We start from the raw sequence: 15,417 nt of genomic DNA on the forward strand, positions 1-15,417 counted from the left end.
CATGGACGACGAGTGCAAAGGATCCGCCGTGCCACGAGTCAGCGTGATCATCCCGAGCTACGACGTGGAGCCGTACCTGGAGGCCTGCCTGGCGTCGGTCGCGGCCCAGACCTGGCGGGACCTCGAGGTCATCATGGTCGACGACGGGTCGCCCGACCGGGGCGCGCACATCGCGGCCGACTTCGCCGAGCGGGACCCGCGGTTCCGGCTGATCCGCCAGGCGAACGCGGGGCTCGGCGCCGCCCGCAACACCGGGGTACGGCACGCCACCGGCGAGTTCCTCGCCTTCGTCGACGGGGACGACCTGCTCCCGCCCCACGCCATCGAGTACCTGCTCGCCGCGCTGCGGCGGAGCGGCTCGGCGTTCGCCACCGGGAACGTGCTCCGGTACGACGGCGCGAAGACCCGGCCGTCGGCCCTGCACCGCCCGGTCTTCGCCCGCCCCGGCCTCGCCGCGCACGTCACCCGGGACACCGCGCTGCTGCGGGACCGGCTCGTCACCAACAAGCTGTGGCGCCGCTCGTTCTGGGAGGAGCACGGCCTCGCCTTCCCCGAGGGCGTGCTGTACGAGGACATCCCGGTGTCGCTGCGCGCCCACGTCCTCGCCCCCGCGGTCGACGTGCTCCCCGCCCCGGTCTACGTCTGGCGGGAGCGGTCCCGGTCGATCACCCAGGGCAAGGCGAGCGTCCGGCACCTGGCGGACCGGTTCGCCGCGGTGCGCTCGGTGCGGGAGTTCCTCGCCGGCCGGCACCGGGGTGCGTACGTGCCCGCGTGGGACCGGGTGGTCCTCGAGACCGACCTGTCCAACTTCCTCGACGTGCTCGACCAGGGCCCGGAGGAGTTCCGCACCCGGTTCCTCGAGCTCGCCGGGGAGTACCTCGACGACGTGGCCCGGCCGGTGCTCGACGGGCTGCCGGCGCTGCGGCGGGTGCAGTGGCACCTGGTCCGGCAGGGCGACCTCGCCGGCCTGGTCGAGGTCGCCGCCTGGCACCGGGCGGTGCGGCCGGAGGAGCGTGTCCGGCGCCGCGTCCTGCGCTACCACCTCGACGTGCCGCCCGCCGCCCGCCTGCCCGCCGCGGTCACCCGGGCCGACGCCGAGCTCGACCCGCGTCACCGGATCGACGCGGTCCGGTGGGAGGACGGCCGGCTGGTGATCGAGGGCCGCGCGGCCCCCGAGTGCCTGCGCCCCACCCGCCGGTTCCACCAGTGGATCTCGGCCGCGCTCGTCCACGAGCGCACCGGGCGGCGGATCCGGATCCCGGCCACGGTCCGCCCGGCCGCGGTGGCGAAGACGTCGGACCGGCCGCGGATCGACTGGGGCGGGTTCCGCCTGGTGGTCGACCCCGGGCGGCTCGCCGCCCCGGGCCGCCTCGGGCTCTGGCACGTGGAGCTGCGGGTCCGCCACCGGGGCGGCGTCCGGCGCGGGCGGCTCTTCGACCCCCGGGCCACCTGGGCCGACCGGGCGGGCCGGTGGAGGGTGGGCGAGGACCGCTACGTCACCCCGGTCCTCGCCGAGCCGGGACACCTCGCGATCTACGCCGGGCGGGAGGCCGCCCGGGTGGTCACCCAGACCGTGCGGGACGGGCGGCTGCGCCTCGTCGGCCACGCGCTCGGCGAGCTCGGCCCGGAGCTCACCGTCACCCGGCGCCCCGGCGGGGTGCCGGTGCGCCGCCCGCTCACCGTGGACGGGCGCACCTTCCACGCCGAGGTCGATCTGCGCGCGCTCGGGCCCGTGGGCCCGCCGGACCACCCCGAGGCCGCGGCGCTGGCGGGCTGGGCCGAGTGGCGGTTCGAGGTCCGCACCGCCGGGGGAGGGACCGTCCCGGTCACCGCCGCCGAGGACCTCACCCCCGCCCGGTACGCCATAGGGGACCGGGAGCTCGTGGCCGCCGCGGCCCCCTCGGGGCTGCTGACCCTGCGGGAGCAGCCGGTCACCGCCTTCGTGGACCTCGCCGAATGGCTGCCCGGGGGCGAGCTGCTCCTCGAAGGCGGGTTCGCCGCGCCGTACCGGGCGATGGCGCTCGTGGTGCGCTCGCTCGGCGGCCCGGACGTCCACCTCGCCGCGATCGAGGGGGCGGGCACCCGGTTCCGGGCCCGGCTCACCCCCGGGCAGATGGGCGCGGGCAGCGGGCCCCTGCCGGGCGGCCGGTACGGCCTGGCCGTGCGGGTGCACGGCGGAGGGGACCTGCCGATCGAGCTGAACGCCCGGGCTCCGCTGGCGCACCGGACGGCCGGCCGGGCGTTCAAGCTCCTCGCCGACCGGTCCGGCCACGCGGTGCTCGCCGTACGGGAGCGCCGCCGCCCGCGCGTCGAGGAGCCGGGCCGGCACGGGCGGGTGATCGGCGCGGTCGGCGGGTGACCGCCGGGCGCGTCCGAGCCGCCGGATCGAGCGGAGCGCCCCGGTCAAGGAACGGTCAAGCGCAGGTAAGGCCCTCGGGAAGGCGCGGAGCCGAGCCCGGCCGGATCGGCATGTTTACCGCGTGACGGTCGAGCGGTTATCCCCCACGCTCTCGGTCATCGTGCACGTGCGCGGTGGAGAGCGGCGCCTCGCAGAGTGCCTGGCGTCGCTCGGCGCGCAGACCCTCCCCGCCATCGAGGTGATCCTCACCGGGCGGCCGCCGGCCGTACCCCTGCCGGACGAGCGGTTCACCGTGGTGGCCGCCGACGCCGGCGACGCCGGCGCGGCGCGGAACCTCGGGGTCGCCCGGGCGCGCGGCCGCTACCTCGCCTTCGCCGACGGGGACGCGGCGGTCCCGCCCGATGCCTTCGAGCGGCTGGTGCGGACCCTGGAGGCGACGGGTTCCGACCTCGCCTGCGGGCAGACCGCCGGGGTGGACACCGCCCCCGGGGACCGGCTCGGCACCCACGTCACCCGGGAGCCCGCGCTGCTCCGGGACGGCACGGCCACGGGCAAGGTGTTCCGCCGCGCCTTCTGGGACGAGCACCGCCTCGCCTTCCCCGAGGGCCTGGGCGAGGACTTCCCGGTCACGGTCCGCGCGCTGGTCCTCGCCCGGTCGATCGACGTGCTCGGGGACGTGGCCCTCCCGGCCGGCGGGCGGCGGGAGCGGGCCGCCGCGCCCCGGCGGCTCGCCGCGCTGCTGGAGCTCGCCGCCTTCATCGGCGAGCGCGCGCCCGGGCTGCGCGAGCACTGGGACGCGCTCGTCACCGCCGACCCCGCGCTCGGCGCCGTGCTGGACCGCGCCCACGAGGGGCCGGGCGCCCTCGCCGGCCTGGTGCCCGGGCTCGCCCGCCTCCACCCGGCCGCGGTCCGCGGGCTGCCCGCCCTGCGCCGGCTCCAGCTCCACCTCGCCGTGCGCGGGATGGCCGAGGAGCTCGCCGCGCTGCACCGCTTCGCCGAGACGGAGCTCCGGCACCGCGGGGTGGTACGGCGCGGCCCGCCGTGGCGGCGGCGCTGGTACGTCGACTACCCGCTCCGCCGGGACCGGCGGCTGTCCCGCCACCTCTTCGACGCCGAGCAGGACCTGCTCCTGGTCGCCGGGGTCGACGACGTACGGCACGCCGGGGGCCGGCTCACCGTCGCCGGGCACGCGTACATCAGCCACCTGGCGAGCCGGGGCAGCCGCATCGAGCTCTGGCTCCAGCGCGGGCGGCGGCGGATCGGGCTGCCGCTCCGCCGGGTGGCCCGGCCGGACGTCACGGCCGACTCCCGCCAGTCCGCGGTCTGCCACGACGACTCGGGCTTCGTCACCGAGATCGACCCCGCCGCCCTGCCGCACGGCCGGTGGGCGCTGCACGCGCGGGTCACGGCGCGGGGCGTCACCCGCGAGGGCCGGGTGCCGGGCGGCCGGCACGCGGGGGAGCGGGTCTTCGCCGCCGGCGGGGTGACCGTGACCCTCACCCGCGACGGCGGGCTCACCCTCCAGCCGGGCGATCCGGCCGGGCCGCCGGACCCCGGCGGCGACCGGGTGACCGAGGTCCGGTGGGGCGCGGGCCACGAGCTGCTGCTGAGCGGGGTGGGGGAGAGCGGGGCCGATCGCATCGTGCTCCGCAGCGGCCTGCGCGAGCACTCCTGGCCGATGCGCTGGACCGGGACCCGGTGGACCGCGGCGATCGGCCGGACCGAGGACGGGCTGCCGCTGCGCAGCGGCACCTGGCGGGTGCTCGCCGGGGGCGAGCCGGTGCGGCTCAGCCCGGAGCTCGTCGCGGACCTCCCCGCGGCGCACACCACCCAGGTGCACGAGATCTCCATCCGCACCACCCGCGCCGCCGAGCTGCGCCTGGTGGTCCGCCCGGCCCTCGGCCCGGACGAGCGCGGGCCGTACGCCACCCGCCGGCGCCGGGCCCGCCGGCGGCGGGGGCGGCTGCGGGACGCGGCGCTGTTCGACAGCTACGGCGGCGGCCAGTACTCGTGCAACCCCCGGGCGATCTCCGAGGAGCTGGCGCGCCGCCGCCCGGACATGGAGCTGATCTGGGTCACCCGCGACGGGCAGTTCACCGTGCCGCCCGGGGTGCGGACGGTCCTGTACGGCTCGCGCGAGCACGAGGAGGCACTGCACACCTCCAGGTTCGTCGTGGCGAACCGGCGGACCCAGCCGGGCTGGTACCGCAAGCGGCCCGGGCAGCGCTTCGTGCAGTGCTGGCACGGCACCCCGCTCAAACGGCTGGGCCGGGACGTCGCCGGCATGCCGTACGCCCAGCGGTTCCCCGAGGAGGAGTGGAGACGGCACGTGGTCATGTGGGACGCGCTCATCTCACCGAACCCGTTCTCGACCCCGATCCTGTGCCGGGCGTTCGGGTACACGGGGGAGGTGCTGGAGACCGGGTACCCGCGCAACGACGCGCTGTTCCGCCCGGAGCGCCGGGAGCAGGCGCGGCGGCGCCTCGGCATCCCGGAGGGGCGGCGGGCGATCCTGTACGCGCCGACCTGGCGGGACGACGAGCTGGCGGGCTCCGGGCCCGTGGCGCCGCCGCTCGACGTGGGCCGCCTCGCCGCGGCGCTCGGCGACGGCGACGTGGTGCTGCTCCGGCCGCACTACCTGGTCGCCGACCGGATGACCGTGCCCCGCGGGGTGCGCGACGTCTCCAGGTTCCCCGACATGGCGGACCTGCTCGCCGCCGCGGACCTGCTCATCACCGACTACTCCTCGGCGATGTTCGACTTCGCCTGCACCGGGCGGCCGATGGTGTTCTTCACCCCGGACCTGGAGCGGTACCGGGACGAGGTGCGCGGCTTCTACTTCGACTTCGAGGCCGAGGCGCCCGGGCCGATCCTGCGGGCCACCGACGAGGTGGTCGAGGTGCTGAAGCACGGCGACTTCACCGCGTACAAGGCGCGGTACGAGGAGTTCGCCGCGAAGTTCTGCCCGTGGGACGACGGCCGCGCCTCCGCGCGGGTGGTCGATTGGATGCTGGCATGAGCGCGCCGTACGCCGTCCACCGCGGGGCCGCCGGTGCCGTGCCGGCCGCGGGCCGGCGCCTGCCCCGGCCGCCCGCCGAGATCGCCGTTCCCGGGCTCGCCGCGCTGGTGGCCGGGCTGTGGAGCCTGGGGTCGCCGCCGCTCTGGCGGGACGAGGCCGCCACGGTGAGCGCCATCGTCCGGAGCCTGCCCGAGCTGCTCCACCTGCTGGAGTCGGTCGACGCGGTCCACGGCGCCTATTACGCGCTCATGCACGGCCTGGCCGCGCTGCTGGGGACGGGGCCGGTCGGGCTGCGCCTGCCCTCGGTCGTCTTCGCCGCGCTCGCCGCCGCCGGGGTGGGCGCGCTCGGCCGGGCGCTGGGCCACCCCAGGGCCGGGCTGTACGGCGGGGTGCTGCTCGCCGGGATGCCGATCTTCTCCAGGTACGCGCAGGAGGCCCGGCCGTACGCCCTCGCCCTGGCGGTGGCGGTCGGCGCGACCCTGCTCCTGGTGCGCGCGCTGCGCCGGCGCACCGCCGGGGCCTTCGCCCTGTACGGCCTCGCCGTGGCCGCGCTCGGCCACGTGAACCTCTTCGCCGGGCTCATCGTGGCGGCCCACGGCTGCTTCACCCTGCTCACCCGGGGCCCCGTGGTGCGCTGGTGCGCGGCGGCCGGGGCCGCGCTCGCCGCGGTGGCGCCGCTCGCCTGGGTGGCCTCCCGGCAGCGCGCGCAGATCGGGTGGATCCCCCGGCCGGACCTCGCCGACGCCGGCATGCTCGCCGTCCGGCTCTTCGGGGACGTGGGCGCGCTGCGCCCGGCCTGGCTCGGCCTCGCCCCGTTGATCTGGGCGCTCGCCGTGTGCGGCGCCGTACGGCTCGCCCGTGGCGGCGCCGATGGCCTCCACCGGCGGTGCGGCGGGGACCCGGGGGTGAGCCCGCCCGGGCGGCCGCTGCTCGCCCTCGCGCTGCCGTGGCTGCTCGTGCCGCCGCTCACCCTGCTCGCGGTCTCGTGGGCGGCCCAGCCGGTGTACGTGTTCCGGTACGTGCTCTGCTGCGTCCCGGCCGCCGCGCTGCTCGCCGGGGCGGGGCTCGCCGCGCTGCCCGGGAAGGCCGTGCCCGGGGTGCTCGCGGCCGGGCTCGCGCTCTCCCTCCCCGGCCACGCCGCGGTCCGCGGCCCGGAGGGGCGGCAGGACGACCCGGGCCCGGTCGTCCGGCTGGTCGCCGCGGCCGCGCGGCCCGGCGACGGGGTGCTGTTCGTCCCGGCCCGGGTGCGCAAGTACGCCGTGGTCTACCCCGAGGTGTTCGGCCGGCTCACCGACGTGGCGCTCGCCACGTCCCCGGAGCGGCACGGCAGCTTCACCGGCCGGCAGGTGGGCCGCCGGAGGCTGGTCGCCCGGCTGCACGGGCTGCGCACGGTCTGGGTGGTCGGCCACACCGGTGCGACACGGCTGAGCGAGCGGCGGTTCCGGCTGCTCAGCCGGTCGTTCGTCCACACCGGGCAGTGGCGGTTCCGCGGGATGTTCGTCGCCCGCTTCGTGGCGCGGTCTCAGGTCAGCTCGAACGGCGCCGGGGTCGGGAAGTACGCCTCCAGGAATCGCCTGAGCAGCTCGTCCTGCTCGGGCGTGGTCGGGGCCGTGTCGTTGAGGCAGAACGCGTCGTGCTTGCGGCGGGCGAGCATGCGCCGCAGCTTCGCCGGGGTCTTGCGCAGGGAGAGGTCCACGTAGGTGTACTCCACGTACCCCGGGACGGCCCGCCCGCTGAGGTAGCCGTAGTAGTGCGCGAGGGAGGAGACCACCGAGATGTCCGATGAGGTGCGGAACTTGTTCCGCGCCGTGGCGGCGAACTCGGCGGGGAACCGCTCCTCGAGCTCGTACAGCAGGGAGCGGCGCAGCGCGTACGGCGCGTGCTTGAGCTTCTGGGTGAGCGTCCGGCCGCAGAGCTCCTCGATGATCCGCCGGTTGTTCATGCCGGCCGCGTGGACCGGCGACTCCTGGGCCTGGGGGTCGCCGAACGGCACGTGCGCCGTGCTCGGGAAGAACCGGGTCACCCCGTTCCCCTCGAAGAACAGGCTGGGCGGCATCGGGCGGCCGAGGAAGAAGTCGTCGTTGAGGTAGAGGAAGAACTCCGCCAGCCCGTCGATGTGGTGGAGCTGGGTCTCGATGGCGTGCGAGTTGAACACCGGCAGCACCGACGGGTCCGTGAAGATCTCCTTGTGGTCGACGACGGAGACCATCGGGTGGGAGGTGTCGAGCCAGGCGGGGACCTGCCCGTCGGTCACGATCCACACGTGGTTGACCCACGGCGCGTGCATCATCAGCGAGCGCAGCGAGTAGCGCAGCTCGTCCCGGCTGGTGAACCGGGCCTCGCACGTGGCCTGCGCGCTGATCCGCAGGTCCGGCCGGCCGGCGCTCTCCGCGGCGAGCGCCCGGTCGCGGCGGGCCCGCCACTCCGGGTCCGACCCGTCCACCCAGGTGTAGACCGCGTCGATCGGGAAGTCGATGTCGTCGATGAGCCGCCGGAGGAACTCCGGGCGGGTCGGGTAGGTCCGGGTCCGGCGGACGGCCGGCACCAGCGTGTTGAACAGCTCCTCCCCGCCCGGCACCGGTTCGGCGTCGGCCGGGACCATGTCGCACGCGCGGTTGGGCCGCGGCGCGGCCAGCATGTCGCCATCGCGCGCCCAGAACTCCAGATCACACCCGTGCTCGGGGCCGAGGACGAGCGTGTGGGACGGGCTGGCGAAGTACATGGCCACCCGGACCACCCGGACGTCCTCCCGCAGCCGGGACGCGCGCCGCAGCGGGGTCACCTTGGGGACGCCCCGGAACCGCACCGGCCCGGCGTGGAGCGGCCGCCCGCTGCGGGCGAGCGCGGTGAGGGCCCGGGTCCGCTCCTCCTCGGGCACCGCGACGATCGGCGGGCGGACCTGGAGCGGCCGGACGCAGAAGAACGGCACGCCCGCGTCCGAGAGGATCGAGCAGACGAGGTCGAGCGTCTCCCGCCTGGCCTGGAGCGGGCTGGCGTCCGGCCGGATCAGGGCGGTCCCCGGCGCGGGCCGGGTGAGCGGCAGCCGCCGGCGCAGCCGCCGGTAGAACGTCGCAACGGGCATGATCTCTCTCCTGCTCACGGAATGTAGCGGAGCCGTCGCGCACTTGAGTCAGGCTTTGCCCAGGGCGGTGTGATGGTCAAGAACTGATAACGAATTACCCTGTCTGTTTCCGAACCGTGCGCGAACAGCTACCGACTGTAGCCATTCTTACCGCATGGGTGGCTTCACGCTCGACGACGTGCTCGCGAAACGGAAGCGACGGGACTCCTGGTGGACGGTCTTCCTGGTCGACCCGCTCGCCTGCCGGCTCACGTTGTGGGTGGCGAACCACACCTCGCTCACCCCGAACGCGTTGTCGATGATCTCGCTGGCGATCGGGCTCGGCTCGGCCACCGCCTTCGCCGCCGGGGTCCTCCCGCTCGGGGCGGTGCTGTTCTACCTGAGCTTCATGGTCGACTGCATGGACGGGAAGCTGGCCCGGCTCAAGGGGAACGGCGACCCGTTCGGCCTGTGGCTCGACTACGTGGGGGATCGCCTGCGGGTGCTCTGGTGCGCCCTGGGCCTCGGATTCGGCGAGTACGCGCGCACGGGGGACGTGGCGTACGCGTTCACCGCCTTGGGCGTGATCGTGCTCGACTTCTTCCGTTACATGAACGCGCCGCAGCTCAAGCGGGTCAAGGAGGCCATCCGGACGGTCACCGTCCGGCGGATGGAGACCGAGTGCGTGTTCGTCGAGGACGTGCTCCAGACGAGGCCGCGCAGCGAGGTGAAGAACCTCGAGGTCGAGGAGGGGAAGGCCCTCGTCGACCTGCAGAAGGCGTTCCACCGGCGCTTCCCCTGGTACGACCGCTTCCGGGTCTTCCTGGTCCGGCGGCGGGTGCGCACGCACGTGTGGAGCGGCATCGAGTTCCACGCCGCGGTGTTCGTGATCGCCCCGCTGTTCGGCGCCAGGGCGCTGATCCCGGTGGCGATCTTCGCCGGGGCGCTGCTGCTGGCGTTCGAGATGAGCCTCGTCTACCGCGTCTGGCTGGCCACCCGTCAGATACCGAAGAGCGCGCCGGAGCGGGAGAGGATTCTCGTCTGATCGGCCGGGGGCCGCTGCCGCGCCTTGTCCAACTCACCACGGGGGGATTGATCTCATGCCATCGGACAGGCCGATCTTCGTCATCGGCTGCCCGCGCTCGGGCACCACGATGCTGCAGCTCATGCTGCACTCGCATCCGCGTATCGCCGTACCGCCGGAGACCAGGTTCGTGGTCCCGGCGTACTTCTCCCGCCGGATGTACGGCGACATGCGGCTGGCGGAGAACCGCCGCAGGCTCGCCACCTGGATCGCCACCGGCAAGAACACCAAGTTCCGCGAGCTCGGCCTGGACGCCGACGAGTTCGTCCGCGCGGCCATGCTCGGCCCGGGCAGCTTCGGCTCGGTCATCGGGATGGCCTTCCAGTGCTACGCCGAGCGGTTCGGCAAGCCGCGCTGGGGCGACAAGCGGCCCAGCTACTACCGGCACGTCGAGATGCTCCTTCGGATGTTCCCGGACGCCCAGTTCGTCCACCTGATCCGGGACGGCCGCGACTGCGTGGCCTCGCTCAAGGAGATGCCCTGGTACCGCCCCGACGCGATCTACGCGGCGGCGAACTGGGCCGAGTCGATCGACTTCGCCAAGCGGTACGCCCGCAAGCTGCCGAAGGACACCTACTACCAGCTCCGGTACGAGGACCTCACCGCCGACCCGGAGACCGAGCTGAAGCGGCTCTGCGACTTCCTCGGCGAGGAGTACGACCCCGCGATGTGCGAGCCGTGGCACATCGCCGAGATTGCCGTGCCGAAGCACAAGGTCTGGCACAGCAACACGCACGGCGAGGTCACCACGGCGCACTCGGGCAAGTGGGTGACGAAGCTGGAGCCGTGGGAGATCGCGCTCTGCGAGGCCGTGCTCGGCGACCGGCTCGTGGCGCACGGGTACGAGCTGAGCGGCGCGCCGAAGCCCGACCGCCGGCACGTGGCCGCGTTCAAGGAGGCGTACCACCGGCGGCGGCTCTCCCGGCTCCGCAAGTACAACCGGGACCGGCTCACCCGGCTGCGCGAGCCCGGGCCGATCGCCGCGCTGCTCACCGAGGGCCAGCGCAGGCTCGCCGGGCTGCCGCGGCAGCGCGACCGTGAGCTGATCCCCCGCTGACCCGGGCCCGCCGGCCCGGGGCGGTGCCCCCGGCGTGGGGGCGGCGGCACCGCGCCCGTACGGCACGGCGCCGCCGCGAGGTCACGCCTACCGGCGGCGCAGCCCGCGCAGGCCGAGCACGAGCAGGATGATCGCGATGACCCCGGCGGCCACCGGGGCGAGCCGCCGCAGCATGGGGCCGCCGGCGAGCTCGAGGAGGTCGAGCGCCTCCTCCTGCGGCCGCGGAGCGGCCTCGGCCGCCGCGGGCCGTACCGCACCCGGGGCGGGCGGCCGGGCCGCCGCCTCGGCGCCGCCCTGAGCGGGGGATCCGCCCGGAGCCGGGGTCTCCTCCGCCCGGGCAGGCCCCTCCTCGGTGGCGGGCGCGCCCTGCGCCCCTTCCTGCGCCCGCTGCTCCTCCTGCGCGAGCAGGGCGGCGAGATTGGTGGCGAAGCGGTCGATGAGCTTGCCGCCCACGTCCGCGAGCACACCCCGGCTGAACTGCGCGGGCCGCCCGGTGATGTTGAACGACGACTCCACGCGCACCGTGGTGCGCCCGTCCTCGCCGAGGAGCCGTGCCGTGACCTCGGCGCTCGCGGTGCCCTGGCCGCGCACCTCCTTGCCGGACGCCTTGATGGTGAGCGTCCGCGTCTCAGGGTCCACCTTCTCGAAGCGCGCGCTGCCGTGGTAGGAGACGGTGATCGGGCCGACCTTCATCTTGATGGTCCCGGTGAAGTCGTCACCGTCGACCGACTCCAGCGCCGCGCCCGGCAGGCACGGCGCGACCCGCTTGACGTCGAGGAGTACCGGCCAGGCCTGCTCGACCGGGACCGGGACCGTGAACTCGTGCTCGAACCGCAACGCCATGCTCTCTCCGTTTCCGAATGTGGGCCCGCCCGCTCAGGCGCGGTGCGCGGCCGCGAGGACGGCCCGGCGGGTGAGGACCCGGGCCAGGTGCCGGCGGTAGTCGGGCTGGGCGTGCAGGTCGGCCGGTGGTTCCGTGCCCTCGTCCGCCCGATCGGCCGCCGCGCGCAGCGCGGCGTCGTCGCCGATCTCCACGCCCCGGAGGGCCTCCTCCGCGGCGGCCGCCCGGACCGGGGTGGGCCCCATGTTGGTGAGCCCGATCCGGGCCTCCTCGATGGTCCCGTTCGACCGCCGGACCGCGGCCGCCACGCCGACCGTCGCCCACGCCTGGGCCGTGCGCTGGAACTTCTCGTAGTGGAAGCCCCAGCCCGGGCCCAGCTTGGGCACCCGGACGCCCACGAGGATCTCTGCCGGCTCCATCGCCGTCTCCAGGTAGTCGACGAAGAACCCGGAGGCGGGGACGGCCCGCTCCCCGGACGGTGACCGGAGCACCAGCTCGGCGCCGAGCGCGAGCGCGACCGAGGGCAGGTCGCCCGCCGGGTCGGCGTGCGCGAGCGAGCCGCCGAACGTGCCGCGGTGCCGTACCGCCGGGTCGGCCACGGTCGCGGTGGCCTGCGCGAGCAGCGGGCAGTGCTCCTTGACCAGCGGGGAGTTCATCACCTCGTGGTGCGTGGTGGTCGCCCCGATGTAGAGGTGGTCGCCCCGGTCCTCGATGCCCCGGAGCTCGGGGATCCGGCCCACGTCGACCAGGGCGGCCGGGAAGGCGAGCCGGAGCCGGAGCAGGGGCAGCAGCGACTGCCCGCCGGCGAGGACCTTGGCGTCCTCACCGGCCTCGCTGAGCGTGGCCACGGCCTCTTCCACCGAGGCCGGGCGGAAGTACCCGAACGACGCAGGGATCATGCCTGAGCTCCTTCCGCCTCCCGGATCGCCCGCCAGACCCGCTCCGGCGTGCACGGCATCCGCACATCGCGCACCCCGAACGGGCGGAGCGCGTCGACGATCGCGTTCACCACCGCCGGGGTGGACGCGATCGTGCCCGCCTCACCGACGCCCTTCACCCCGAGCGGGTTGGTGGTCGCGGGCGTCTCGGTCCGGTCGGTGACGAAACCGGGCAGGTCGGCCGCGGACGGCAGCAGGTAGTCGGCCATGGTCGTGGTGAGCAGGTTGCCCTGCCCGTCGTAGACGGCCTCCTCGAACAGGGCCTGCCCGATGCCCTGGGCGATGCCGCCGTGGACCTGGCCCTCGACGATCAGCGGGTTGATCACCCGGCCGACGTCGTCGACGGCGACGTACGACCGGATGGTGACCGCGCCGGTCTCGGTGTCCACCTCCACCGCGCACAGGTGGGTTCCGTGCGGGAACGAGAAGTTCTCCGGGTCGTACGTGGCGGCCGCGTCCAGCCGCGGCTCGAACCCGTCGGGCAGGTCGTGCGCGGCGAACGTGGCGAGCGCGATCTCCTGCAGGGTCTTCGAGGCGGAGGTGCCCCGGACCTGGAACCGGCCGTCGGCGAACTCGATGTCCTCCGGGTTCGCCTCGAGCAGGTGCGCGGCGACCCGGCGCGCCTTCTCCTTCACCTTCTCACAGGCCTGGAGGAGCGCGATCCCGCCCACCGGCAGCGAGCGGGAGCCGTACGTGTCCATGCCCTTGGGCGAGGAGGCGGTGTCGCCGTGGAGGACGGTCACGTCCTCGAACGGCACGCCGAGCGCGTCGGCGACGATCTGGCTCCACGCGGTCTCGTGCCCCTGGCCGTGCGGGCTGCTCCCGGTCACCACCTCGACCTTGCCGGTCGGGAGGACCCGGACCTCGGCGTGCTCCCAGCCGCCCGCGCCGTACGACAGGCTGCCGAGCACCCGGCTGGGCGCCAGGCCGCACATCTCGGTGTAGGTGGAGACGCCGATGCCGAGCTGGACCGGATCCTTGCGCCGGCGCCGCTCGGCCTGCTCGGCCCGCAGGTCGTCGTACTTGAAGAGCGCGAGCGCCCGCTCGGTCGCCGCCTCGTAGTTGCCGGAGTCGTAGGTGAGGCCGGCGATGGTGGTGTAGGGGAACTCGGTGTTCTTGATCCAGTTCCGCCGGCGGAGCTCGATCGGGTCGATCCCCAGCTCGGCGGCGAGCTCGTCCATGAGCCGCTCGATCGCGAACGTCGCCTCCGGGCGGCCGGCGCCCCGGTAGGCGTCGGTCGGCATCTTGGTGGTGAAGACGCCCGTGCAGGTGAAGTCGTAGGCGTCCATCTTGTAGATGCCGTTGTACATGAACGCGCCGAGCAGCGGGACGCCCGGGGTGACGAGCATCAGGTAGGCGCCCATGTCGGCGAGCAGGTCGACCTTGAGGCCGCGGATCCGCCCGTCGCGCTCGGCCGCGATGCTCACCCGCTGGATCTGGTCGCGGCCGTGGTGGACGGTGAGGTTGCCCTCGGACCGCGACTCGGTCCACTTCACCGGCCGGCCCAGGCGGCGGGCGATGAGCAGGCAGAGCACCTCCTCGGCGGTCACCTGCAGCTTGGAGCCGAACCCGCCGCCCACGTCCGGGGCGATCACCCGCAGCTTGTGCTCGGGGATCCCGGTGGTGAGCGCGAGCATGACCCGGAGGATGTGCGGGATCTGGGTAGCCGAGTAGAGCGTGTACTGATCGCCGTCGGTGGTCGCCACCACCGCGCGCGGCTCCATGGCCGAGGGGATGAGCCGCTGCTGCACGTAGGTCCGCTCGAGGACCACGGGCGCGTCGCGGAACGCCGCCTCGATGTCGCCCTGGGCGAACTTCCAGGTGAACGCCTTGTTGCCCGCCTCGTGGACCTTCGGCGCGCCCTCCTTGAGGGCCTCGGTCATGTCGAGCACGGGCTCGAGCGGCTCGTAGTCGACCTCGATCGCCTCGAGCGCGTCCGCGGCCTTGTACCGGTCGGTGGCGACCACGCACGCGACCGCCTCGCCGACGTACCGGACCGTGGACACCGCCATCGGCGGGTGCTCGGGGATGACGATGTCCTCGCTCACCGGCCAGGCGCACGGCAGGCTGCCCTGCTCGCCGGCGAAGTCCTGGCCGCTGAACACTGCCACCACGCCGGGCCGGTTGCGGGCGGCGGACGTGTCGACCCTGGTGATCCGGGCATGCGCCATCGGGCTGCGCAGGAAGGCCACGTGGAGCATGCCGGGGAGCTGGATGTTGTCGGTCCACTTCGTGCGGCCGGTGACCAGCCGCGCGTCCTCTTTGCGCCGCCGGGCTCTGCCGATCTCCCGGCCGGTCTCTTTCCGCTCTTCGGTGAGCACTTCGGTCATCGCGCCGCCACCCGCATCTCCTCAGCGCCCCGCCGTACGGCGCGGACGATGTTGCAGTACCCGGTGCACCGGCAGAGGTTGCCCTTCAGGCCCTGCCGGATCTCGTCCTCGGTGGGGTCGGGGTTCTCCCGGACCAGATCGATCGCCGCCATGATCATTCCGGGAGTGCAGTAGCCGCACTGCAGCGCGTGCTCCTCGTGGAAGGCCCGCTGCATGGGGTGCCAGTTCCCGTCGCTCGCCAGGCCCTCGATCGTCACGATCTCGCTGCCGTCGGCCTGGACGGCGAGCACCGAGCAGCTCTTGACGCTCTTGCCGTCCATGAGGACCGTGCAGGCGCCGCAGTTGCTGGTGTCGCAGCCGATCGGCGTGCCGGTCTTCCCGAGGTGATCCCGGAGGAAATGGACGAGGAGCAGCCGGGGCTCCACCTCCTGCTCGTACGTGATGCCGTCAACGGTCACGGTTATTCGGGGCATAGGGTCCTCCCCAACGCGGCGGTGATATCCGTGACGGTACGCTCCGGTGCCGTCTGGTCAACCCCCCAGTTGCATCGTTCCCAGAACTCTCGGGTGTTTCGGGCCGCGGCGGGCGCCGATCTCGGGCCCCGGACGCCGCGGAATTCGTGCGGTGATATGGCCCCGCGCCGGAAAGCCGTCACGTCCGGTGGGGAATCGGTATCGGCGCGAACGGCCGTCCGGAAACCTTGATCATCAACGCGCGCCGTGGTTTAG

At 74.4% G+C, this 15,417-nt stretch carries 9 protein-coding genes; 4 read left to right on the top strand and 5 right to left on the bottom strand.

Annotated elements, in window-relative coordinates:
- Positions 1-28: 28 nt before the first annotated feature.
- Positions 29-2,359: a glycosyltransferase family 2 protein gene (locus tag TBIS_RS03175; RefSeq protein ID WP_158306172.1), complete on the top strand. Its 2,331-nt coding sequence runs from the start codon at positions 29-31 to the stop codon at positions 2,357-2,359.
- 121 nt (positions 2,360-2,480) lie between these two features.
- Positions 2,481-5,378 carry a bifunctional glycosyltransferase/CDP-glycerol:glycerophosphate glycerophosphotransferase gene (locus TBIS_RS18025; protein WP_013130896.1) on the top strand — a complete coding sequence of 966 codons (2,898 nt, stop codon included), beginning with the start codon at positions 2,481-2,483 and terminating at the stop codon, positions 5,376-5,378.
- A 1,522-nt stretch (positions 5,379-6,900) separates the two neighbouring features.
- Here the strand turns inward: TBIS_RS18025 and TBIS_RS03195 are convergent.
- Positions 6,901-8,460, bottom strand: coding sequence for a stealth family protein (locus tag TBIS_RS03195; RefSeq protein WP_013130898.1), 1,560 nt, complete (start codon positions 8,458-8,460; stop codon positions 6,901-6,903).
- Between the two features lie 154 nt (positions 8,461-8,614).
- Here TBIS_RS03195 and TBIS_RS03200 point away from each other — a divergent pair, with 154 nt between their 5' ends.
- Both TBIS_RS03200 and TBIS_RS03205 read left to right on the top strand, forming a co-directional pair.
- Positions 8,615-9,484 carry a CDP-alcohol phosphatidyltransferase family protein gene (locus tag TBIS_RS03200; RefSeq protein ID WP_013130899.1) on the top strand — a complete coding sequence of 290 codons (870 nt, stop codon included), beginning with the start codon at positions 8,615-8,617 and terminating at the stop codon, positions 9,482-9,484.
- Between the two features lie 55 nt (positions 9,485-9,539).
- Positions 9,540-10,580 (top strand): sulfotransferase family protein, encoded by a 1,041-nt coding sequence (locus TBIS_RS03205; RefSeq protein ID WP_013130900.1) that lies wholly within the window; start codon positions 9,540-9,542, stop codon positions 10,578-10,580.
- Between the two features lie 87 nt (positions 10,581-10,667).
- Here the strand turns inward: TBIS_RS03205 and TBIS_RS03210 are convergent, their stop codons facing one another.
- Genes TBIS_RS03210 through TBIS_RS03225 form a run of 4 tightly spaced genes read right to left on the bottom strand, consistent with a single transcriptional unit; the run spans position 10,668 to position 15,162 of the window.
- Complete coding sequence (locus TBIS_RS03210) at positions 10,668-11,423, bottom strand: SRPBCC family protein (RefSeq protein WP_013130901.1); 756 nt, start codon at positions 11,421-11,423, stop codon at positions 10,668-10,670.
- A 33-nt stretch (positions 11,424-11,456) separates the two neighbouring features.
- Positions 11,457-12,320 carry an FAD binding domain-containing protein gene (locus tag TBIS_RS03215; RefSeq protein WP_013130902.1) on the bottom strand — a complete coding sequence of 288 codons (864 nt, stop codon included), beginning with the start codon at positions 12,318-12,320 and terminating at the stop codon, positions 11,457-11,459.
- The gene (locus tag TBIS_RS03220) at positions 12,317-14,689 is read right to left on the bottom strand and encodes a xanthine dehydrogenase family protein molybdopterin-binding subunit (RefSeq protein ID WP_013130903.1); all 2,373 of its coding nucleotides are present in this window, start codon (positions 14,687-14,689) and stop codon (positions 12,317-12,319) included. The genes TBIS_RS03215 and TBIS_RS03220 overlap by 4 nt, the downstream gene beginning before the upstream one ends.
- Positions 14,686-15,162 (bottom strand): (2Fe-2S)-binding protein, encoded by a 477-nt coding sequence (locus TBIS_RS03225; protein ID WP_013130904.1) that lies wholly within the window; start codon positions 15,160-15,162, stop codon positions 14,686-14,688. The genes TBIS_RS03220 and TBIS_RS03225 overlap by 4 nt, the downstream gene beginning before the upstream one ends.
- Between the last annotated feature and the right edge of the window lie 255 nt (positions 15,163-15,417).

Source organism: Thermobispora bispora DSM 43833 (assembly GCF_000092645.1).
Classification (GTDB): domain Bacteria; phylum Actinomycetota; class Actinomycetes; order Streptosporangiales; family Streptosporangiaceae; genus Thermobispora; species Thermobispora bispora.

Coding starts and splice junctions, on each gene's coding strand:
- TBIS_RS03195 (WP_013130898.1), bottom strand. CDS start 8,460: ATGCCCGTTGCGACGTTCTACCGGCGGCTGCGCCGGCGGCTGCCGCTC.
- TBIS_RS03200 (WP_013130899.1), top strand. CDS start 8,615: ATGGGTGGCTTCACGCTCGACGACGTGCTCGCGAAACGGAAGCGACGG.
- TBIS_RS03205 (WP_013130900.1), top strand. CDS start 9,540: ATGCCATCGGACAGGCCGATCTTCGTCATCGGCTGCCCGCGCTCGGGC.
- TBIS_RS03210 (WP_013130901.1), bottom strand. CDS start 11,423: ATGGCGTTGCGGTTCGAGCACGAGTTCACGGTCCCGGTCCCGGTCGAG.
- TBIS_RS03215 (WP_013130902.1), bottom strand. CDS start 12,320: ATGATCCCTGCGTCGTTCGGGTACTTCCGCCCGGCCTCGGTGGAAGAG.
- TBIS_RS03220 (WP_013130903.1), bottom strand. CDS start 14,689: ATGACCGAAGTGCTCACCGAAGAGCGGAAAGAGACCGGCCGGGAGATC.
- TBIS_RS03225 (WP_013130904.1), bottom strand. CDS start 15,162: ATGCCCCGAATAACCGTGACCGTTGACGGCATCACGTACGAGCAGGAG.